This window comes from Micromonospora rubida, from assembly GCF_009908295.1.
Classification (GTDB): Bacteria; Actinomycetota; Actinomycetes; order Mycobacteriales; family Micromonosporaceae; genus Micromonospora; species Micromonospora rubida.
In genome coordinates this window covers 125,746-145,582 of the sequence record NZ_JAAALO010000011.1, presented here as the reverse complement: position 1 = coordinate 145,582, position 19,837 = coordinate 125,746, and the positions used below count along the sequence as shown (strand labels likewise).

Here is a 19,837-nt window from a genome sequence, read left to right as displayed (position 1 = left end):
AGGTGCGGCCGAAGTTGGCGATGGCGCCGCCGTTGCCGCTGGCGTTGTTGTTGAACAGGTTGCTGTCTTCGAGGAAGGCGCTGCCTCCGGGCTTGACCAGGATCGCGCCGCCGTCGGCACCCTCGTCATAGGTGTCAGGCGTGTCTCCACCCGATTCACCCGGCATCCCCGGCGCGACCGGCACGACCGGCGCGACCGGCGTGGTCTCGGGGGTCGACGCGGCGGCCACCGGTGCGGCGGCCGGGCCCGGCCTGGCTGCCTCACCGACTGCTGAGGTGTCGGTCTTGGGTGGGGTGGGCCAGGGTTCTTGGTCCTTCTTCTTCTCGCGGGCGGCGTTGCCGTCCTTGAGGGTGATGCCCTTGAGGGTGAGTTCGCCGCCTTCGCCGACGGTGAAGATGCGGAAGGCGTTGCTGGAGTCGCGCTTGATGATGGACTTGTCGCCCTTGATGGTGATCCGTTGGCGGATCGTGGGCAGGGCTGAGCCGTTCTTGCGGTCGTGGTCGCTGAGTTCGTACTTGCAGTCCCGGGCGAGCTTCAGGGTGCCGCCCAGTTCGTTGTTGGCCCGTACGACCGCTTCGACCAGCGCGTCGTCGTCGCAGGGCACCTCACGAACCCGGCCCTCCTCGTCACGCTCACCCCGACCGCCCCGGTCCTTGCCGGACCAGGCGTCCTTGCCGGACCAGTCGTCCTGGCCGGACCACTCGGCATCGTCCCAGTCGTCCTGCTTGCCGGGATCCTGGCCGTCGTTCTCCTTGCCGCGTTCCTCGTCGGCCCGGCCGGCGTCGCTGACGTTCTGCTTCGCGGTGGCCGAGTGCTGGTCCGACAGTCGGTTCGCGTCGTCGGACTTGTCGTTGCGGGCGGCCAATCCGCCGAGCGCCGCCAGACCGACGACGCCGGTCAGGCCGGCCACGCCGGTGGCGACCCAGAGCGCCCGCCGCCGTTTCGCCGGCGGGGTGGCGTGCACCCCGCCGGCGGGAGTCGTTTCGTCGTTGGACATCAGAACCTTCCGCCCTTTCCTGCTATCAGACGGGGCCGCACCGCCCGAAGGGGCGCGACCAGCTACAAATCGGTTGCAGCCTTCTGATCCCCACCGTATGAGAAGGTTCTTCGCGAGGAGGACTTATCCGAAAAACCCCCGCATTGTGCTCGGATCGGGCGGGAGTCCGCAGTCGGGCGAAGTCGTGCGGGAAGGTGCCGCAGGGCGGAAACAACAGCGGGCCCCGCCACCGGTGCGTCGACGGTCGAAACGTCGCGTACCGGGGGCGGGGCCCGCCGTGGGTCGTACCTGAGGATCAGCCGGGCAGGCGCGGACCCGCCTCGCGCTGCTCGGCCAGCCAGGTCTCCACCTCGTCGGCCCGGCGCGGCAGCCCGGCCGAGAGGTTGACCGTGCCGGTCGCGGTCACCAGCACGTCGTCCTCGATCCGGATGCCGATGCCGCGCAGCTCCTCGGGGACCAGCTCGTCCTCCGGCTGGAAGTACAGCCCCGGCTCGACGGTGAGCACGTAGCCCTCGCCGAGCGCGCCGTCGCGGTACATCTCCTTGCGGGCGTTCGCGCAGTCGTGCACGTCGATGCCGAGCATGTGCCCGAAGCCGTGCAGCGTCCACCGGCGGTAGATCGTCGACTTCTCGTCCATCGCCTCGTCCACGCTCACCGGCAGCAGGCCCAGGTCGTCCAGGCCCTCAGCCAGCACCCGCATGCACGTCAGCTGGACGTCCTTGAACTGCACCCCCGGCCGGATGAAGTCGATGCCGGCCTGCTGGGAGGCGTACACGATGTCGTAGACCTGCCGCTGCAACGGGGTGAACCGGCCGTCGACCGGGAGCACCCGGGTCACGTCGGCGGTGTAGAGGTTGCGGTTCTCCACACCCATGTCCATCAGCAGCAGCTCGCCCGGCCGGGTGACGCCGTGGTTGTGCACCCAGTGCAGGATCGTGCCGTGCTCGCCGGCCCCGACGATCGAGCTGTAGCCGACGTCGTTGCCGTCGTGCCGGGCGCGCAGCGCGAAGATTCCCTCCAGCAGCCGCTCGGAGACCGCCCGGTCGGCGGGCAGCACCCGGGCCACGTCCTCGAAGCCCCGCACCGTGGCGTCGATCGCGTCCTGGAGCTGGGCGATCTCCCACTCGTCCTTGACCAGCTTGGCCTCGGAGATCGCGATCGCCAGCTCCCGGTCCCGGGCGGGCTGCCCCTCCTCGCGCGGCCCGTCGTACGGGCGCACGGCCGAGTCCACCCCGGCGTCGAAGCCGCGCAGCACCCGGGTACGCCCCGGCGCCAGCTCGGCCAGCGCCGCGTCCAGCTCGGTCAGGTCGGCGGTGGGCAGGCCCAGCTCGGTCGACTTCTCGGCCAGGGTGTGCCGCCGGCCCACCCACAGCTCGCCGTGCCGGCTGCGGAAGAACTCGTCGTTGTCCCGCGAGGAGCGGGGCCGCATGTACAGGGTGGCGTCGTGCCCCGAGCCGTTGGGGCGCAGGACCAGCACGCCGTCCGGGTCGTGGTCGCCGGTCAGGTACGCGAAGTCGCTGCCCGGCCGGAACGGGTAGTCGGTGTCGTTGGCGCGTACCTTCTCGCCGCCGGTGGGGATCACCAGCGTCTCGCCCGGGAAGGCCGCGGAGAGCGCGGCCCGCCGCTTGGCGTGGTTCGGGACCTCCACCCGGGGGCCGACCGGAAGGGCGGTGTCCCGCCAGCCCTCGCGCATGAACGACAGGAACGCCTCCGGGAAATCCGGGTCGTGTGACTCGGTGCCGTCCGCAGGCTGGTCGCCCGCTTGCTTCTCGCTCATGATCCGCTCCCTCCGCCACGTCGCTGGCCCAGACGGTACCCCGCGCGCGCGGATGTGGAGAGCCTGCGGTGCCTGCGACGTCCGCCCCGGCCGCGTGGAAAGATGACCGGCATGTGCGGACTCCTGGCCTTCTTCAGCGCGAACGGCAACGCCGCCGCCCACCGCGACCACATCGCGGGGGCGTTGGAGTGCCTGCACCACCGCGGACCGGACGAGACAGGTGTCGAGGTGGTCGGCGACGCGACCGGCCAGTACGCGGACGGGGTGTTCGGGCACAAGCGGCTCGCGATCATCGACGTGGCGTCCAGCCACGAGCCGCTGCCGTACGCGGGCGGGCGTTACCTGCTGACCTTCAACGGCGAGATCTACAACTACATCGAGCTACGCGACGAGCTGGTGCGCACCTACGGGGCCCAGTTCGCCACCGCCGGCGACGGCGAGGTGATCGTCGCCGGCTACCACTTCTGGGGCGAGCAGGTGCTCACCCGGCTGCGCGGCATGTTCGCGTTCGTGATCTGGGACCGGCAGGAGCGCCGCGCGTTCGGCGCCCGCGACTACTTCGGCATCAAGCCGCTGCACTACCTGGAGACCGCCGACGGGCTCTACCTCGCGTCGGAGAAGAAGGCGCTGCTGCCGTTCGCGCAGTCCGCGTACGCCGGGGACGCCGGGATCGACCCGGCGAACCTGAGCCACTACCTGACCCTCCAGTACGTCCCGGAGCCCGGCACCCTGCACCGGGGGATCAACCGGATCGGCTCGGGGGAGTACCTGACCTGGACCCCGGGCGGCCGGATCGACGTGCGCCGGTGGTACCGGCCGGTGTTCCGGCCGGCCCCGGTCAGCGACGAGCAGCGGCTCTACCACGAGATCCGGGAGACGCTGCGCGAGAGCGTCCGGGTGCACATGCGCTCGGACGTGCCGGTCGGCTCGTTCCTGTCCAGCGGCATCGACTCCACCGCCGTGGTCGCCCTGGCCCGCGAGTTCAACCCGAACATCCTCACCTTCACCGTCGGCTACGACGTTCCCGGGTACTCGGAGATCGACGTGGCCCAGGAGTCGGCCCGGCACCTCGACGTGACCATCATGCCCACCAAGATCGGGCCGCAGGACATGATCGACGCGCTGCCGAAGATCGTCTGGCACCTGGACGACCCGGTCGCCGACCCGGCGCTGGTGCCGCTGTACTTCGTGGCGAAGAAGGCCGCCGAGCACGTCACCGTGGTCCTCTCCGGCGAGGGCGCCGACGAGTTCTTCGGCGGTTACACCATCTACCGGGAGCCGCTCTCCCTCGGCACGGTCAACGGCCTGCCCGGCGGGGTGCAGAAGGGCCTGCGCGCGGTCTCCAAGGCCATCCCGCAGGGGGTGAAGGGCAAGAGCTTCCTGGAGCGCGGCACCACCCCGATCGAGCAGCGCTACTACGGCAACGCCCGGATGTTTACCGAGGAGGAGAAGCAGCACCTGATGCGCCGCTACGACCCCTCGGTGCGCTACACCGACGTCACCGCCCCGATCTACGCCGAGTGCACGGAGCTCGACGACGTCACCAAGATGCAGTACGTCGACCTGTACACCTGGCTGCGCGGCGACATCCTGGTCAAGGCCGACCGGATCTCGATGGCGCACTCGCTGGAGGTCCGGGTGCCGTTCCTGGACCGGGCGGTGTTCGACGTGGCGGCCACCATCCCGGTGGACCTGAGGCTCCCGCCGCGCTCCGACGCCACCAAGTACGCCATGCGCCAGGCCCTCCAGGGCGTGGTGCCCCCGGCCATCGTCAACCGCAAGAAGCTCGGCTTCCCCACCCCGACCCGGGTGTGGCTGCGCGGCGAGATGTACGAGTGGGCCCGCTGGGTGATCTCCAACTCGGGCGCGGGCGAGCTGATCGACCTGTCGTACGCGATGCGGCTGCTGGAGGAGCACAAGCGGGAGGAGGCCGACCACTCCCGCAAGGTGTGGACGGTGTTGATCTTCTGCATCTGGCACGCGATCTTCGTGGCGAAGACGCTCGACCCGGGCATCCAGCGCAACCAGTCCGCGCTGCTGACCAAGCCGGTGGTCGGCTCCATGGTCCGCTGAGTAGGCGCGGACGCCCCCTGCCGCCGCGTGGCAGGGGGCTCCGCTCACCCGGGCGGGGTCACGCCCGGGCGCAGCTCACCGTGGGCAGGGCGTTCGCCCCGGGGCTGTTCGCGAGGAAGCCGAACGCGGTCGTCCCCTCCGGGGCGACCGTGCCGTTCCAGGCGGCGTTGGTCACCGTCGTGGTCGATCCGGACGTGGTGTACGAGCCGCTCCACAGGCTGGTGACCGTCTGACCGCTGGGCCAGACCAGGGTCGCCTTCCAGCCGGCGAACGGCGTCGCGCCGTGGTTCATGATCGTGACCTCGCCCTGGAACCCGCCGGACCAGGCGTTGACCACCTTGTAGACCGCCATGCAGTCCCCGCTGTGCGGCGGCGGGGTGGTCGGGCTCGGCGGGGGGCTGGTGGGGCTCGGCGGGGGAGTCGTCGGGCTCGGCGGCGGGGTGGTCGGGTTGGGCGAGCCGCCGTTGCCCACCCCGGTGACCTCGCCGTTTCCCCCGTCGAAGGCCACGTCGGAGCAGGCGAAGAAGTTCTCCTGGCTGTCCGAGCGGACCCAGCGCGAGTAGATGATGTGCCGGCCGCTCTTGTTCGACGGCAGGTTGCCGCTGAAGTAGTAGTGCCCCTCGTTGGTGCCCACGCCGCCGTTCTGCGGCGGGTTGGTCACCGTGAGGAAGGGCTGCTCCTCCAGGTCGCCCCAGGCCAGCGGCCGGGTCGGGCTCCAACTGTCCTTCGTCACGTAGAAGTAGAAGGTGCCCGGGTGGTGGGCCCAGTTGCTGTACTTGAAGTTGTGCTGGGCCCCGGCGGTCAGGTGGGTCAGCGGCCAGTCGGTGCGGGCCAGGTCGTACCCGGTGTAGCCGGGGTTGCCGCCGCTGCACAGCTTGCCGTCGGGGATGAAGCCGACGGTCCGGCCGCCGGCATCGGAGCGCAGCACGCTGAACCAGTTGTACAGCGAGTTCGCCCCGCTCTGGGCGACCGCCGCCGTGCAGGCCGGGTTGATCGGCTTGATCTCGCCGGTGGGGCTGAGGCCGTCCTTCCAGCACAGGTAGGTCCGGCTGCCGGGGGTCATCGGGGTGCCGTGGGCGGCGGCGGGGTCGGGGCCGGCCACCAGGGCGACGGCGCCTGCGGCGAGGGTGGCGACCGCGGTGAGCAGCGCGGCCGTACGGGAACGGGTCACGGGGTTCTCCTGACTCGCGGGACGCGGGCGCCCCGCGGGCAACGTGCGGGGCGGCAGCGCCGCCCGCCCCGCTGCGACGCGGATACGGCGGTCGAGGCGGACGTGCCCCGGCGGATGGCCGGCGTACGTGCGCCGTCGGCGGTCCGACTCGCGGACCGCTGCCCTCGCGTGGATGTGAACCCGGCGCCGGCGGCACGGCAGCCCCCGCACCGCCCGGCAAGCGCCATCCCACCACGGGACGCCGACGGTGCGCAATAGCTGTCGCTCGATGTGTCAGGGGCAGGTGATCCAGGCGGCGGTCTCCCAGTCCCTCGCCTCGCACGCCCGCCAGTAGGCCAATACGGTGGCTTCAGCGCTCGTCATGACGTGGCGGTCGCCGTCGCCCGGCTCGGCGGCGCGGTGCAGTTCGTCGGGTCGCTCGGCGACGACGTCCTGGCCGGGCGGATCCGCGACTTCCTGACCGGGGCGGGCGTCGGCCTGGCCGGGGCGGTCACCGCCCCCGTCCCGACCACGCTGGCGGTGGCCACCTTCGCCGGTCCCGAGCCCGACTTCCGGTTCTACGGCGAGCCGCCCTCCTACGGACTGCTCGGTCCCGACAACCTCGACACCGACCTGGTCGCGGGCGCCGACGTCGTCTACTGCGGGTCGATCGTGCTGCGCCAGCCGCCGGTGCTGGCCGCCGCGCGCCGGGCCTGGGGGATCGCCCCCGGGCTGCGGGTCTTCGACCCGAACGTGCGGCCCCGGCTGCTCGACGGGCCGGCCGCGCTGGCCGGGCTGCGCGACACGGTGGCCGAGTTCGCCGCCTCCGCCCACCTGGTCAAGCTGAGCACCGCCGACGCCGAGCTGCTCTACCCCGGCGAGCCGGTCGAGGGGGTCGCGGCGTACCTGCGCGAACTGGGGGCGGCGACCGTGGTGGTCACCCTCGGCCCGGCCGGTGCGGTGGTCGCCGCCGCAGGCGCCGATCCGGTACGCGTGCCCGCGCCCAGGGTGCGCGCGGTGGACGCCACCGGCGCCGGCGACTCGGTGATGGGGGCGCTCGTCGCCGACCTGCTGGTCGACGGCGAGCCGACCGACCCGGCCGACTGGCACCGACGGGTCGCGTTCGCCCTGCGGGTCGCCGGCCTGGTCTGCGAGTCCCCGGGCGGCGCGGTGGCCATGCCCAGCCGCGCCGAGGTGCTCCGCCGCTTCGCCGGCTGACCGACCCCGGCCGGCTCTGGCCCGACTGACCCGGCCGGGTCAGCCGGTGCCGTCGAGTTCGGCGTAGCCCCGGCGGGCCGCGAGCAGGGCGGCACGGGCCCCGAAGGGGGCCTCGGCGGCCACCCGCTCCGGCGGGACGCCCCCGGTGTGGCCGGCCCGGATCAGCCGGGCCAGCTCGACCAGCTCGCCGTGCTGGGCCCGGACGAAATCCGCGTCGACCAGCTCGCCGTGCCCCGGCACGACGACCGTGCCCGGGGTGGTCAGCCGCAGCAGCTCGGCCACCGCGTCCGGCCACCGCAACGGGTACGACTCCTCGAACGCCGGCGGGCCGCCCTGCTCGACGAGGTCCCCGGCGACCAGCACGTCCGCGTCCGGCACGTGCACCACCAGGTCGGCGTCGGTGTGCCCGGGCCCCGGATGGCGCAGCAGCACCCGCCGGCCCCCGACGTCCAGCACCGTCTCCGTGCGTACGACGTGCGTCGGGGCCAGCAGCGCCGTGCCGGCCAGCTCGGCGGCCAGCCCCGGCCGCTCGCCGCGCATCTCCTCGTACGCCGCCCGGCGCAGCTCGTCGGGGCGCTCGCGCAGCGCCGCGGCGGCGACCTCGTGCGCGTACACCGGGCGGGTCGGGTCGGCGGCGAGCGTGGCGTTGCCGAAGCAGTGGTCGAAGTGGTGGTGGGTGTTCACCACAGTCCACGGGCACGGGGTGACCGCCCGGGCGGCGGCGGCCAGCTCGGCGGCCTGCCCGGCGGTGGAGAGGGTGTCCACCACCAGCGCCGCGCCGTCGCCGACGACCAGCGTGACGTTGACGTCGAGCAGCGGCTCCCGCAGCACGTGCACCCGGTCGGCGACCTCGACGAACCGCAGCGTCACGAGGCGGCTGACGCCGCGCGGTCACCGGGGCGACCGCCATCCGGCGCGTCGGCCCCGCCGGCCGGAGAGCCGGGCCGGGCCCCGCCGGCCCGCTCGACGAAGCGCTGCCGGTCGACCAGCACCCGGTCCACCAGCCCCCGGGCGACCGTCTCCGCGCCGTCGGTGACGCTCACCTCGAACCGCAGCCGTCGCCCGTCGACCGCGGCGAGCCGGGCGTGCGCCGCCACCGTGCGGCCGACCGGGGTGGGGGCCAGGTGGTCCAGCTCGACCCGGAGCCCGACCGTGGTCCGGCCGGGCGGCATGCCGTCGGCGATGGCCGCGATCGTGGCCGCCTCGACCAGGGCGAGCACCCGGGGGGTGCCCAGCACCGGCACGTCGCCGGAGCCGACGGCCCGCGCGGTGTCGGCGTCGGTCACGGTCAGCTCGACCCGGGCCGACAGGCCCGACGCGAAGGATTGCTCCGACTTCTCCTGCATGCGCCCACCCTAGGTGGTCGCCGTCGGCGGGTCGCGGTGCCGCCGTTAACCTAGACGACGATGGCCGTCGTGACTGACCCCCAGCCCCCCGCCCCCGCCGGACCGCCCGCGCCGCCCGCCCCACCCGACGGCGGTCGCCGCCGGGCGATCGCCATGTCGGTCTGGGCCGTCGCCTTCGTGGTCGGCTGGCTCGGCATCGGCCTGCCCACCGACCCGGCGTACGCGTTCCTCTGGATCTGGGCCGGCACCGTCGCCTGGAACTCGCACCGCCCGTGGCGCACCCACCTGCTGTTCGCCCGGGACTGGGTGCCGGTGGTGCTGCTCCTCGCGGCCTACAACCTGTCCCGGGGGTTCGCCGACAACGGCGCCACCCCGCACGCGATGGAGCTGATCGTCGCCGACCGGTTCATGTTCGGCTGGGCGACCGGCGGCGAGGTGCCGACCGTCTGGTTGCAGGAACACTTCTACCGGCCCGAGGTGCGCTGGTGGGACGTGATCGCCAGCTGGGTCTACTTCTCCCACTTCGTGGTGACCCTCGCCGCCGCCGCGGTGCTCTGGATGCGCAACCGGCGCCGGTGGGCCGCGTACATGCGGCGCTTCGGGTTCCTCTGCGCGGCGGGGCTGGTCACGTACTTCCTCTACCCGGCCGCCCCGCCCTGGTGGGCGGCCCAGAACGGCCTGCTCACCGAGGTGGCCCGGATCTCCACCCGGGGCTGGAAGGCGTTCGGCATGCACGGCGCGGGCAACCTGCTCAACGCCGGGCAGATCGCCTCCAACCCGGTGGCCGCGATGCCGTCGCTGCACACCGCGTGGGCGCTGTTCGTGGTGCTGTTCTTCCTGCGGGCGACCCGCCGCCGGTGGTGGCCGCTGCTGCTGGCGTACCCGCTGGCGATGACCTTCACCCTGGTCTACTCCGGCGAGCACTACGTCATCGACGTGCTGGTCGGCTGGGCGTACGTGGGGATGACCTTCCTCGTGGTCGGCCTGGCCGAGCGCTGGTGGGCGGCCCGCCGGTCGCGCCGGGCATCGGTCGCGCCGGAGCCGGCCGACGGCCCTCAGGGCGGCCCGGAGCCGGCCGACGGCCCCCACGGCGGCCCGGAGCCGGCCGGTCCCGTCACCGCAGGCGACCCGCCGGCGGTCCCGGCCGCCCGCTGAGGCCCCTGCGCGGGCCGCCGCCGGACCCGTCGCGGCCGGCGTCCCGGCCGCGCGGCGTCCCGGCTCAGCCGAGCCGGCTCAGCCGGGGTGGCGGGCGGCGTGCGCCCGCGCGGTCAGCTCCGCCGCCAGCCACCACGCCTCGGCGAGGTCGCGGTCGAGGGCGGCGGCGCCCGCGCCGCCCGCGGTGTCCGCGTGCACGGTCGCCAGCCGCAGCCGCCGCTGCGCCGGGCCCTGGGTCACCCGCACGCTCTGGATCCGCGCGTACGGCACGACGGTGAGCTGCCGGGTGACCAGCCCGGACCGGGCGGCGAAGACCCGTTCGTCGAGCCCGGCGCCGACGGCCCGGCGGCCCAGCGGGCGCAGCCACCGGGCCCGGGTCGGCGGGAGGCTCGTCGCCAGCCCGCTCAGCCGCACCCCCGGCAGCACCTCCGTCACGATCCGTTCCCCGGTGTGCGCGTCGCCCACCGGCAGCAGCCGGTCGGGCCGGTTCCGGTCGTCCGGTTCGCCGGCCGCGTAGCCGGCCACCTCCAGCCGCAGCCGCAGCCAGCCCTTTGCGCGCCAGAGCAGCGGCCAGGTGACCCCGACCGTCTGCACCCGGTTCAGCGGCACGGTCTGCGCCCGAGTCTCCAGCAGGCCGTTGCGGATCCGTAGGGTGCCCTCGTCCCGGGCCAGCCGGAAGTTCCAGTCGTCGAGGACTCGGCGTACCGGTTGCAGCAGCACGCCGGCCATCGCGGTGAGCGTGCTCGCCACCGCGATGAACGACCAGGAGTCCTCGGAGAGGAACTGGGCCACGACGAAGGCCACGCCGAGGGGGAGCAGGAGTGCCTGCGGGGTGAGCAGCTGGCTGACCAGCAGGTCCCGGTTGGCCACGTCGTGCAGCGCCCGCCCCGGCGGGACCGGCGAGGCCGCGTGTCCGATTCCCGGCCCGGCCGTCGCCGTGGTCGCCGGCTGGGGGCCGGGGGCGGTCCCGGGGCCGGCGAGCGCGAGCAGCCGCTGCCGCAGGGCGGCGGCCTCGGCCACCCCCAGGTACGCCAGCGGCGCCTCGGTCTTCCCGCCGCCGACCACCTCCAGCCGCAGCTCGGCCAGCCCGGTGAGCTGGGCGAGCAGCGGGCGGACCACCTCGACGGCCTGGAGGCGCTCCAGCGGGATGGCCCGGGTGCGCCGCCAGAGCAGGCCCTCGTACACCCGCAGCTCGCGGCCGACCACGTGGTAGCCGGTGTTGTACCAGCTGACCACCGCGAGCACTGTCGCGCCGAGGGCCAGCACGGTCACCATCGCCGCGAACCAGCCGAAGCCGACCCGGGACAGAGTCGACCAGGACAGCCCGGCGATGACCACGAACAGCGACTTGGCGCCGTGCAGCGCGGGACTCAGCGGGTGCAGCCGCTGCCGGGGCTCTCCACCCCAGGCCTGCCGGTCAGGGAGCTGCTGCCCAGGCCCGCCGGGCGGGGCGATGGCCGTCTCGGGGCCGTCCGGCGGGCCGGCGGGCGGTGCGGAGGGCGCGAGGGCCGGGAACTGCGGGAAGTGGGGATCGGTGTTGTGCTGGCCCTGGCTCACAGGCCCTCCGCGCGGTCCTCGCCGAGCGCGGTGAGCCGGTCGCGCAGCCGGGACGCCTCCGCCGGGCGCAGCCCCGGCACCCGGGCGTCGCTGGCCGCGGCGGCGGTGTGCAACTGCACCGTGGCCACGTCGAACGCGCGCTCCAGCGGGCCGGCGCTGACGTCGACGAACTGCATCCGCGAGTACGGCACGATGGACAACCGGCGGACCAGCAGCCCGTGCCGCACCAGCAGGTCGTTCTCGCGCTCGGCGTACCCCCAGGCGTGCACCGCGCGCACGATGGTGACGACCCGCCACGCGCCGGCCAGCACGACCGCGCCGAGGGCGGCGCCGAACAGCCAGTGCCCGCTCAACGCCCAGCCGACGGCGAGACCCAGCAACAGCACCCCGAGCACCGCCGCCAGGCGCAGCAGCTCCACCCAGATCAGGTCGCCGGACACCGGCTGCCACCGCACGGTGTCCGGCCACGGCTCCAGCGGGCCCGGCGGGAACGCCGCCGACCAGGCCGGCGCCGGCGGGGCGGGGTGCGGGTCGGGTGGGACGGCCGGCGGGCCGGGTGGGGGTGGGCCGCCGACAGGGTCGCCGGTCACCGGGAGGGTCCGCTCTGCGCGCTCACCAGTCGAGCGTAGGCGATTCGGCCAGTGGCGTGACCTCTCGAAGGAAGCCGCGTGCGTCGAGGAAGTCGCCGAGGGAGGACCGGTGGTCGGCGCAGGCGAGCCAGGTCTTGCGCCGCTCGGCGGTGTGCAGGCGCGGATTGTTCCAGCGCAGCGCCCACTCGGCGGGCACGCGACAGCCCCGGGCCGAGCAGATCGGTGCCGCGTCGGCGGGGAGAGGGGCGCTCATCCGGGCCAGTCTAGGCACGCGGCGAGAAGATTGAGCGCCGGGCGGCCACGGGGGGAGCCGCCCGGCGACGGGGTGAATGGTACACAGGCCGGGCCCTCTGGTGTAAACCCTGATCGGCGATTCGGGACGGTGGGACGGCGTGGCGAAAAACGGCTTCTCCCCGCCTCGGCACTCAGCCGGGCATGCGAGTCTTGACACGCACCACGTCGCGACAACCGATCAATGCTGTGGAGGACCGGTGGCCCAGCCGACCACGCCCGACACCCCGACGCCGAACGGCAGCGCGCCGGACAACCCCCCGACGTCGGCGCCGCCGACGACCACCCCGGCCCAGGACGCGACGCTGCTGGAGCGGGCGCTGTTCGAGATCAAGCGGGTGATCGTCGGCCAGGACCGGATGGTCGAGCGGATGTTCGTGGCTCTGCTCGCCCGGGGGCACTGCCTGCTGGAGGGGGTGCCCGGGGTGGCGAAGACCCTCGCCGTGGAGACCCTCGCCAAGGTGGTCGGCGGATCCTTCGCCCGGGTGCAGTTCACCCCGGACCTGGTCCCCGCGGACATCATGGGCACCCGGATCTACCGGCAGTCCAGCGAGAAGTTCGACGTCGAGATGGGCCCGGTCTTCGTCAACTTCCTGCTCGCCGACGAGATCAACCGGGCCCCGGCCAAGGTGCAGTCGGCCCTGCTGGAGGTGATGAGTGAGCGGCAGGTGTCCATCGGCGGCCAGACCCACCGGGTGCCGGAGCCGTTCCTCGTGATGGCCACCCAGAACCCGATCGAGCAGGAGGGCGTCTACCCGCTGCCGGAGGCGCAGCGGGACCGCTTCCTGATGAAGATCGTCGTTGGGTATCCGACCGACGCCGAGGAGCGGGAGATCGTGTACCGGATGGGGGTGACCCCGCCGCAGCCGACGCGGGTCTTCGACACCGAGGACCTGATCGCGTTGCAGCGCAAGGCCGACCAGGTCTTCGTGCACAACGCGCTGGTCGACTACGCGGTCCGGCTGGTGCTGGCCACCCGTGCCCCCGCCGAGCACGGCATGCCCGACGTCGCGCAACTGATCCAGTACGGCGCCAGCCCGCGCGCCTCGCTCGGCCTGGTCCGGGCCACCCGGGCGCTGGCGCTGCTGCGCGGCCGGGACTACGCCCTCCCGCAGGACGTGCAGGACATCGCGCCGGACATCCTGCGCCACCGGCTGGTGCTCAGCTACGACGCGCTCGCCGACGACGTGCCGGCCGACCACGTGGTGCACCGGGTGATGTCGACCATCCCGCTGCCGTCGGTGGCCCCGCGCCAGCAGGCCACCCCGAACGGCCCGCCGCCGGCCGCCGCCGGGTGGCCCGGGCAGCGGCCGTGACCTCACCCACCCCCTCCGGGAGTACGCGGTGGTCGCCCTCACCCGCCGCCGCCCCCCGCAGCGACGCGCTGCTGTCCCGGCTCCAGCTGATGGTCACCCGCAAGCTCGACGGCCTGCTCCAGGGCGACTACGCCGGACTGCTGCCCGGCCCCGGCAGCGAGGCGGGGGAGTCGCGCGAGTACCGCCCGGGCGACGACGTACGCCGGATGGACTGGCCGGTGACCGCGCGTACGACGACGCCGCACGTGCGGCGCACGGTCGCCGACCGGGAGCTGGAGACGTGGCTCGCGGTGGACCTGTCCGCGAGCCTGGACTTCGGCACCGGTCAGTGGCTGAAGCGGGACGTGGTGGTGGCCGCCGCCGCCGCGCTGACCCACCTGACCGTGCGCGGCGGCAACCGGATCGGGGCGGTGGTCGGCAGCGGCGCCGCGCCGGCAGCCCTGGCCGGACGCCGCCGGGACACGCCGCCGCCCGGCACCGGCCGGCTGGTCCGGCTGCCCGCCCGGTCCGGGCGGAAGGAGGCGCAGGGGCTGCTGCGGGCGATCGCCGGCACCGAGATCCGGCCGGGGCGCAGCGACCTGGGCGCGCTGGTCGACATGCTGAACCGGCCGCCCCGTCGGCGCGGGCTCGCGGTGGTCATCTCCGACTTCCTCGCGCCGCCGCCGCAGTGGGCGCGGCCGATGCGTAAGCTGCGGGTCCGGCACGACGTGCTGGCGATCGAGGTGGTCGACCCGCGCGAGCTGGAGCTGCCCGACGTGGGGGTGCTGCCGGTGGTGGACCCGGAGACCGGGGAGCTGCACGAGGTGCAGACCGCCGACCCGCGGCTGCGCCGCCGGTACGCCGAGGCCGCCGCAGCCCAGCGCGCGGAGATCTCCGCCCAGCTCCGCGCCGCCGGGGCGGCCCACCTGCGACTGCGGACCGACACCGACTGGCTGCTCGACATGGTGCGCTTCGTCGCCGCGCAGCGGCACGCCCGCACCCGGGGGACGACACGATGATTCGTTTTCTGCAACCGTGGTGGCTGCTGGCCGTGCTGCCGGTGCTCGCCCTCGCCGCGCTGTACGTGTGGCGGCAGCTGCACCGCCGGGCGTACGCGATGCGGTTCACCAACGTGGACCTGCTGCGTACCCTGGCCCCGAAGGGGCTGGGCTGGCGGCGGCACGTGCCGGCGGTGGCGTTCCTGCTCTGCCTGCTGGTGCTGTCCACCGCGCTGGCCCGGCCGGCGCTCGACACCAGGGAGCCGCTGGAGCGGGCCACCGTCATGCTGGCCATCGACGTTTCGCTGTCCATGCAGGCCGACGACGTCGCGCCGAACCGGCTGGAGGCGGCACAGGAGGCGGCGAAGCAGTTCGTCGGCGAGCTTCCGGAGAGCTACAACCTCGGCCTGGTCTCGTTCGCCAAGTCGGCGAACGTGCTGGTGCCGCCCGGCAAGGACCGGGGCGCGGTGACCACCGCGATCGACGGGCTGGTGCTGGCCGAGGCGACGGCGACCGGTGAGGCGGTGTTCACCTGCCTGGAGGCGATCAGGTCGGTGCCGGCCGACGGCGCGGCGGGCATCCCGCCGGCCCGGATCGTGCTGCTCTCCGACGGTTTCCGCACCTCCGGCCGGTCGGTGGAGGAGGCCGCAGCCGCCGCCCAGGCGGCCAACGTGCCGGTCTCCACCATCGCCTTCGGCACGGACGCCGGCCAGGTCGACATCGGCGGGCAGCTCCAGCGGGTGCCGGTGGACCGGCTGGCGCTGGCCGACCTGGCGGAGACCACCGACGGGTACTTCTACGAGGCGGCCTCGGTCAGCGAACTCAAGCAGGTCTACCAGGACATGGGCAGCTCGATCGGGTTCCGCACGGAACCCCGCGAGGTCACCCAGTGGTACGCCGGGATCGCGCTGCTGCTGGCCCTCTGCGCGGGCGCCACGAGCCTGCTGTGGTCCTCCCGGCTGATCTGACCGACCTGGCCCGCGTCGACCTTCACGGGTCGGCGTGGGCCGGGGCCGGTCAGTGGCCGGCGGAGGTGAGGACGAAGACGACGGCCACCCAGACGGCGGCGAGGGTGAAGCCCAGCGGGGCGACGTAGCGGCTCATGGGAAGGCTCCGGGTGGCGACTGGACGGTCCGCGCATGCGGGGGCGGACCGCAGGGGGGTGGATCAGGACGCGCACACGAAGTCGTGACCGGGCGGCTCCCGGCGCGGCTCGGTCATCCGGCGCGGGGCCGGTGACCGGGCGGAGGCGGGGAGCGGAGCTGGGTCAGCTCACCTGCTGAGTCGTGGCTCAGCGGGGCTGACGTTCGGCCCGGCCACGACTGGGAGGATCGCTATCTCGCACAGCGATCACCTCCTGCGGTCGGCGGGGCCCGGAACGCGGACCGCACGGCCCGCAAACGTGGATCATCGTACACCGGGATGGTCGCCGGACGGCACTCGGCCGACGGGTCGGCTGAGTGGCTCCTGCGGGCCCGCCGGGCGGTCCGCGACCCGCCGGGGACGCAGTAGCAGCGCGAGGACGACGGCCTGACGATTGCGCCCCGCACCCGGTCGGGGACCTGCCCTTCGGCCCCTATGGAGCTGCCCCGTTTGTGCTGTCGGTGGAGCGGGAGCACAAACGGGGCAGCTCCATAGGGCCAACGGAGGCTAGGCCGTCCCGGCGAAGGCCGTCCCGGCACGGGCCGGTGATGTCGGCAGCGCGCACATCCTCTGGTGCCTGCCGAGCCAGAGACCCTCACGGCTTGGCCGGGCCTGGGGGGTTACCCGGGCGGCGTTAGCGCTTACCTGCCGGTAACGCCTAGGCTCCGACCGACTGGGAGATCATCGAACTACAGGGGGACCCGTGGCCCGAACCGTGCTGGTGACCGGCGGCAACCGGGGGATCGGCCTGGCCATCGCGCAGGCCTTCGCCAAGCAGGGCGACCGGGTGGCGGTGACCCACCGCAGCGGCGACGCCCCGGAGGGGCTGTTCGGGGTGCGGTGCGACGTGACCGACTCCGCCTCCGTCGACGCGGCCTTCGGCACCATCGAGGCCGAGTTGGGCCCGGTCGAGGTGCTGGTGGCCAACGCCGGCATCACCGACGACACGCTGATCATGCGGATGTCGGAGGAGCAGTTCACCCGGGTGGTGGACACCAACCTCACCGGCGCGTTCCGCTGCGCCAAGCGCGCCTCGACGAAGATGCTCCGGGCCCGGTGGGGTCGGATGATCTTCATCTCCTCGGTCGTCGGCCTGTACGGCGGCCCCGGTCAGGTCAACTACGCGGCGAGCAAGGCCGGCATGGTCGGCGTGGCCCGCTCGATCACCCGGGAGCTGGGCGGACGCAACATCACCGCCAACGTCGTCGCGCCCGGCTTCATCGACACCGACATGACCGCGGCGCTGCCCGAGGACCGCCGGACCGAGTACCTCAAGTCCATCCCCGCCGGCCGGTTCGCCACTCCCGACGAGGTCGCCGAGGTGGTCGCCTGGCTGGCCTCGGACGCCGCAGGCTACATCTCCGGCGCCGTGATCCCGGTCGACGGCGGCCTGGGCATGGGCCACTGACGCTGCTCATCGCACCGACTCAACGGAGGAACTCCCACATGTCCGGACTGCTGGCCGGTAAGCGGCTGCTGGTCACCGGCGTCATCACCGACGCCTCGATCGCCTTCTCCGTGGCGAAGCTCGCCCAGGAGAACGGCGCGCAGGTCGTGCTCACCGGCTACGGCCGGCTCTCCCTCGTCGAGCGGATCGCCCGTCGGCTGCCCGAGCCGGCCCCGGTCATCGAGCTGGACGTGACCGACGCCGAGCACCTCGCCGGCCTGGCCGACAAGGTCCGCGAGCACGTCGACGGCCTCGACGGGGTGGTGCACTCGATCGGCTTCGCCCCGCAGAGCTGCCTCGGCGGAGGCTTCCTCGACGCGCCGTGGGAGGACGTGGCCACCGCGCTGCACGTCTCCACGTACTCCTACAAGTCCCTGGCCATGGCGGCGCTGCCGCTCATGCAGCCGGGCGGCGCCGTGGTCGGGTTGACCTTCGACGCCACCAAGGCGTGGCCGGTCTACGACTGGATGGGCGTGGCCAAGGCCGGGCTGGAGTCCGCCTCCCGCTACCTGGCGATGCACCTGGGCAAGCAGGGCATCCGCAGCAACCTGGTCGCCGCCGGCCCGCTGCGCACCATCGCGGCGAAGTCGATTCCCGGCTTCGAGCAGTTCGAGACCGCCTGGGCCGAGCGTGCCCCGCTGGGCTGGAGCCTCACCGACCAGGAGCCGGCCGCCCGGGCCTGCCTGGCGCTGATGTCGGACTGGTTCCCGGCCACCACCGGCGAGATCGTCCACGTCGACGGCGGCTACCACGCCATCGGCGCCTGACGTCGCGGGCGGGCCCCGCCGGCGCGGTGGCCCGCCCCTCCGCCCCCGGACCAGGGGGCGTCGCCAGGCCGCCGTCGAGGGCGGGGAAGAATAGGCCCATGGCGTACGACGCGTTGGTGCTGGTCTCCTTCGGCGGCCCGGAGCGGCCCGAGGATGTGCTGCCCTTCCTCCAGAACGTGACCCGGGGGCGCGGCGTGCCCCCGGAGCGGCTGGCGGAGGTCGTCGAGCACTACCAGCACTTCGGCGGGGTCTCCCCGATCAACCAGCAGTGCCGCGACCTGCTCGCCGCCATCCGGGCGGACTTCGCCGCCCACGGCGTCGACCTGCCGGTGTACTGGGGAAACCGGAACTGGGACCCGATGCTCGCCGACACCGTGGCCCGGATGCGCGACGACGGGATCACCACCGCCCTGGCGCTCGTGACCAGCGCGTACGGCGGCTACTCCTCCTGCCGCCAGTACCAGGAGGACATCGCGAAGGCCCGCGCGGCCGTCGGCCCGGACGCCCCGGTGATCGAGAAGCTGCGCCAGTTCTGGGACCACCCGGGCTTCGTCGAGCCGCACGCCGACGCGGTCAGGGCGGCGCTGGGCCAGCTCGACCCGGCGAAGCGGGCCAGCACCCGGCTGGTGTTCACCGCCCACTCCGTCCCCGTCTCGGCCGCCGCGAACGCCGGCCCGCACGGCGGCCGGTACACCGCCCAACTCGCGGAGGTCGCCCGGCTGGTGCACGCCGCCGCCGCGCCCGACCTGCCGTACGACCTGGTGTGGCAGAGCCGTTCCGGGCCGCCCCAGGTGCCGTGGCTGGAGCCGGACGTCAACGACCACCTGGCCGCCCTCGCTGAGGCCGGCACCACCACCGCCGTGGTGGTCAGCCCGATCGGGTTCGTCTCCGACCACCTGGAGGTGGTGTGGGACCTCGACACCGAGGCGCTGGAGACGGCCAGGCAGCTCGGGCTGGACTTCGCCCGGGCCGGCACCCCGGGCACCGACCCGCGCTTCGTGGCCATGGTGCGCGAGCTGGTCGCAGAGCGCACCGAACCGGGCGGGGAGCGGCTGCGCCGCCGCCTCGGCGAGCTGCCGCTGTGGGACACCTGCCCGACGGTGTGCTGCGTGCCGGCCCGCCGGCCCTGACCGCCGCCCGCCGACTCCGACACCCGTGCGGGTCACCGTCCGACGGCCCCGCCCCGAGACCCCTGGGACGACGAATGCACGAACGTAAGCCGGTGCAGAGCTGGCTGACCGACATGGACGGCGTGCTGGTGCACGAGGGCCAGCCGGTGCCCGGGGCGCCGGAGTTCATCAACAAGCTGCGCTCCTCCGGCAAGCCGTTCCTGGTGCTGACCAACAACTCCATCTACACCCCGCGTGACCTGCAGGCCCGGCTGACCCGGATGGGCTTCGAGGTGCCCGAGCACGCCATCTGGACGGCGGCGCTGGCGACCGCCCAGTTCCTGGCCGACCAGCGGCCGGGCGGCACCGCGTACGCGATCGGGGAGGCCGGGCTGACCACGGCGCTGCACGCGGTCGGCTACGTGCTCACCGACTTCGCCCCCGACTACGTGGTGCTGGGCGAGACCCGGACGTACAGCTTCGAGGCGATCACCAAGGCAGTCCGGCTGATCAACGAGGGGGCGCGGTTCATCTGCACCAACCCCGACGTCACCGGCCCGTCGGCCGAAGGCGCGCTGCCGGCCGCCGGCTCGGTCGCGGCGATGGTCTCGAAGGCGACCGGGGTGGCGCCGTACTTCGTCGGCAAGCCCAACCCGATGATGATGCGTTCGGCGCTGAACACCATCGACGCGCACTCCGAGACGACTGCCATGATCGGCGACCGGATGGACACCGACGTACTGTGCGGCCTGGAGGCCGGGCTGGAGACGATCCTGGTGCTGACCGGGATCAGCACCCGGGCCGAGGCCGAGCGGTACCCGTACCGCCCGTCGCGGATCGTCAACTCCGTGGCCGACCTGATGGACGAGATCTGACCCAACCCCGGGCCGCCGACCTGCAGCCGACCGGCGACGGTCAGCGGCC

General features: G+C 73.7%; 17 protein-coding genes and 1 pseudogene. 10 read left to right on the top strand and 8 right to left on the bottom strand.

Annotated features, from left to right (window positions below; genetic code table 11):
- Together GVV04_RS28735 and GVV04_RS28730 are read right to left on the bottom strand one after the other, a co-directional pair.
- Nucleotides 1-997, bottom strand: a pseudogene (locus tag GVV04_RS28735) (right-handed parallel beta-helix repeat-containing protein); the annotation flags it as partial.
- A 295-nt stretch (nt 998-1,292) separates the two neighbouring features.
- Nucleotides 1,293-2,774 (bottom strand): aminopeptidase P family protein, encoded by a 1,482-nt coding sequence (locus GVV04_RS28730; protein ID WP_161692132.1) that lies wholly within the window; start codon nt 2,772-2,774, stop codon nt 1,293-1,295.
- Nucleotides 2,775-2,885: 111 nt separating this feature from the next.
- Here GVV04_RS28730 and asnB point away from each other — a divergent pair, with 111 nt between their 5' ends.
- The gene (gene asnB / locus GVV04_RS28725) at nt 2,886-4,847 is read left to right on the top strand and encodes an asparagine synthase (glutamine-hydrolyzing) (RefSeq protein WP_161692131.1); all 1,962 of its coding nucleotides are present in this window, start codon (nt 2,886-2,888) and stop codon (nt 4,845-4,847) included.
- Nucleotides 4,848-4,905: 58 nt separating this feature from the next.
- Here asnB and GVV04_RS28720 read toward each other — a convergent pair whose 3' ends face one another.
- Nucleotides 4,906-6,018 (bottom strand): lytic polysaccharide monooxygenase, encoded by a 1,113-nt coding sequence (locus GVV04_RS28720; RefSeq protein WP_161692130.1) that lies wholly within the window; start codon nt 6,016-6,018, stop codon nt 4,906-4,908.
- A gap of 366 nt (nt 6,019-6,384) precedes the next feature.
- On the opposite strand from GVV04_RS28720, the gene GVV04_RS28715 reads away from it, so the two are divergent.
- A complete protein-coding gene (locus GVV04_RS28715) occupies nt 6,385-7,215 on the top strand; it encodes a PfkB family carbohydrate kinase (protein ID WP_328822630.1) in 831 nt (276 codons plus the stop codon).
- 39 nt (nt 7,216-7,254) lie between these two features.
- Here the strand turns inward: GVV04_RS28715 and GVV04_RS28710 are convergent, their stop codons facing one another.
- Together GVV04_RS28710 and GVV04_RS28705 are read right to left on the bottom strand one after the other, a co-directional pair.
- Nucleotides 7,255-8,085, bottom strand: a complete 831-nt coding sequence (locus GVV04_RS28710) for an MBL fold metallo-hydrolase (RefSeq protein ID WP_161692128.1) — start codon at nt 8,083-8,085, stop codon at nt 7,255-7,257.
- Nucleotides 8,082-8,561 (bottom strand): thioesterase family protein, encoded by a 480-nt coding sequence (locus tag GVV04_RS28705; protein WP_161692127.1) that lies wholly within the window; start codon nt 8,559-8,561, stop codon nt 8,082-8,084. Before GVV04_RS28705 ends, GVV04_RS28710 begins: the two co-directional genes overlap by 4 nt.
- A 60-nt stretch (nt 8,562-8,621) precedes the next feature.
- Between GVV04_RS28705 and GVV04_RS28700 the strand changes: the two genes are divergently transcribed.
- Nucleotides 8,622-9,716 carry a phosphatase PAP2 family protein gene (locus tag GVV04_RS28700; RefSeq protein WP_161692126.1) on the top strand — a complete coding sequence of 365 codons (1,095 nt, stop codon included), beginning with the start codon at nt 8,622-8,624 and terminating at the stop codon, nt 9,714-9,716.
- A gap of 78 nt (nt 9,717-9,794) precedes the next feature.
- Here GVV04_RS28700 and GVV04_RS28695 read toward each other — a convergent pair whose 3' ends face one another.
- From GVV04_RS28695 to GVV04_RS28685, 3 genes are read right to left on the bottom strand one after another with little or no spacing between them, the layout of a single operon-like run.
- Nucleotides 9,795-11,273: a PH domain-containing protein gene (locus GVV04_RS28695; RefSeq protein ID WP_161692125.1), complete on the bottom strand. Its 1,479-nt coding sequence runs from the start codon at nt 11,271-11,273 to the stop codon at nt 9,795-9,797.
- Nucleotides 11,270-11,863 (bottom strand): PH domain-containing protein, encoded by a 594-nt coding sequence (locus tag GVV04_RS28690; protein ID WP_161692124.1) that lies wholly within the window; start codon nt 11,861-11,863, stop codon nt 11,270-11,272. Before GVV04_RS28690 ends, GVV04_RS28695 begins: the two co-directional genes overlap by 4 nt.
- Before the next feature lie 22 nt (nt 11,864-11,885).
- Entirely contained in the window at nt 11,886-12,116 is a 231-nt protein-coding gene (locus GVV04_RS28685; protein ID WP_161692123.1) for a hypothetical protein, read from the bottom strand.
- Nucleotides 12,117-12,354: 238 nt separating this feature from the next.
- On the opposite strand from GVV04_RS28685, the gene GVV04_RS28680 reads away from it, so the two are divergent.
- From GVV04_RS28680 to GVV04_RS28650, 7 genes are all read left to right on the top strand, one after another.
- Entirely contained in the window at nt 12,355-13,470 is a 1,116-nt protein-coding gene (locus GVV04_RS28680; protein WP_161692122.1) for an AAA family ATPase, read from the top strand.
- Nucleotides 13,449-14,468: a DUF58 domain-containing protein gene (locus tag GVV04_RS28675; protein WP_407938850.1), complete on the top strand. Its 1,020-nt coding sequence runs from the start codon at nt 13,449-13,451 to the stop codon at nt 14,466-14,468. The genes GVV04_RS28680 and GVV04_RS28675 overlap by 22 nt, the downstream gene beginning before the upstream one ends.
- A complete protein-coding gene (locus GVV04_RS28670; protein ID WP_161692120.1) occupies nt 14,465-15,415 on the top strand; it encodes a VWA domain-containing protein in 951 nt (316 codons plus the stop codon). Before GVV04_RS28675 ends, GVV04_RS28670 begins: the two co-directional genes overlap by 4 nt.
- Nucleotides 15,416-16,293: 878 nt before the next feature.
- Nucleotides 16,294-16,998 carry a 3-oxoacyl-ACP reductase FabG gene (fabG, locus tag GVV04_RS28665; RefSeq protein ID WP_161692119.1) on the top strand — a complete coding sequence of 235 codons (705 nt, stop codon included), beginning with the start codon at nt 16,294-16,296 and terminating at the stop codon, nt 16,996-16,998.
- Nucleotides 16,999-17,036: 38 nt separating this feature from the next.
- Complete coding sequence (gene fabI / locus GVV04_RS28660) at nt 17,037-17,804, top strand: enoyl-ACP reductase FabI (RefSeq protein WP_161692118.1); 768 nt, start codon at nt 17,037-17,039, stop codon at nt 17,802-17,804.
- A 98-nt stretch (nt 17,805-17,902) separates the two neighbouring features.
- On the top strand, nt 17,903-18,934 hold the full coding sequence (locus GVV04_RS28655; protein ID WP_161692117.1) for a ferrochelatase: 1,032 nt from the start codon (nt 17,903-17,905) through the stop codon (nt 18,932-18,934).
- Complete coding sequence (locus GVV04_RS28650; RefSeq protein WP_328822629.1) at nt 18,886-19,788, top strand: HAD-IIA family hydrolase; 903 nt, start codon at nt 18,886-18,888, stop codon at nt 19,786-19,788. Before GVV04_RS28655 ends, GVV04_RS28650 begins: the two co-directional genes overlap by 49 nt.
- Nucleotides 19,789-19,837: the final 49 nt, after the last annotated feature.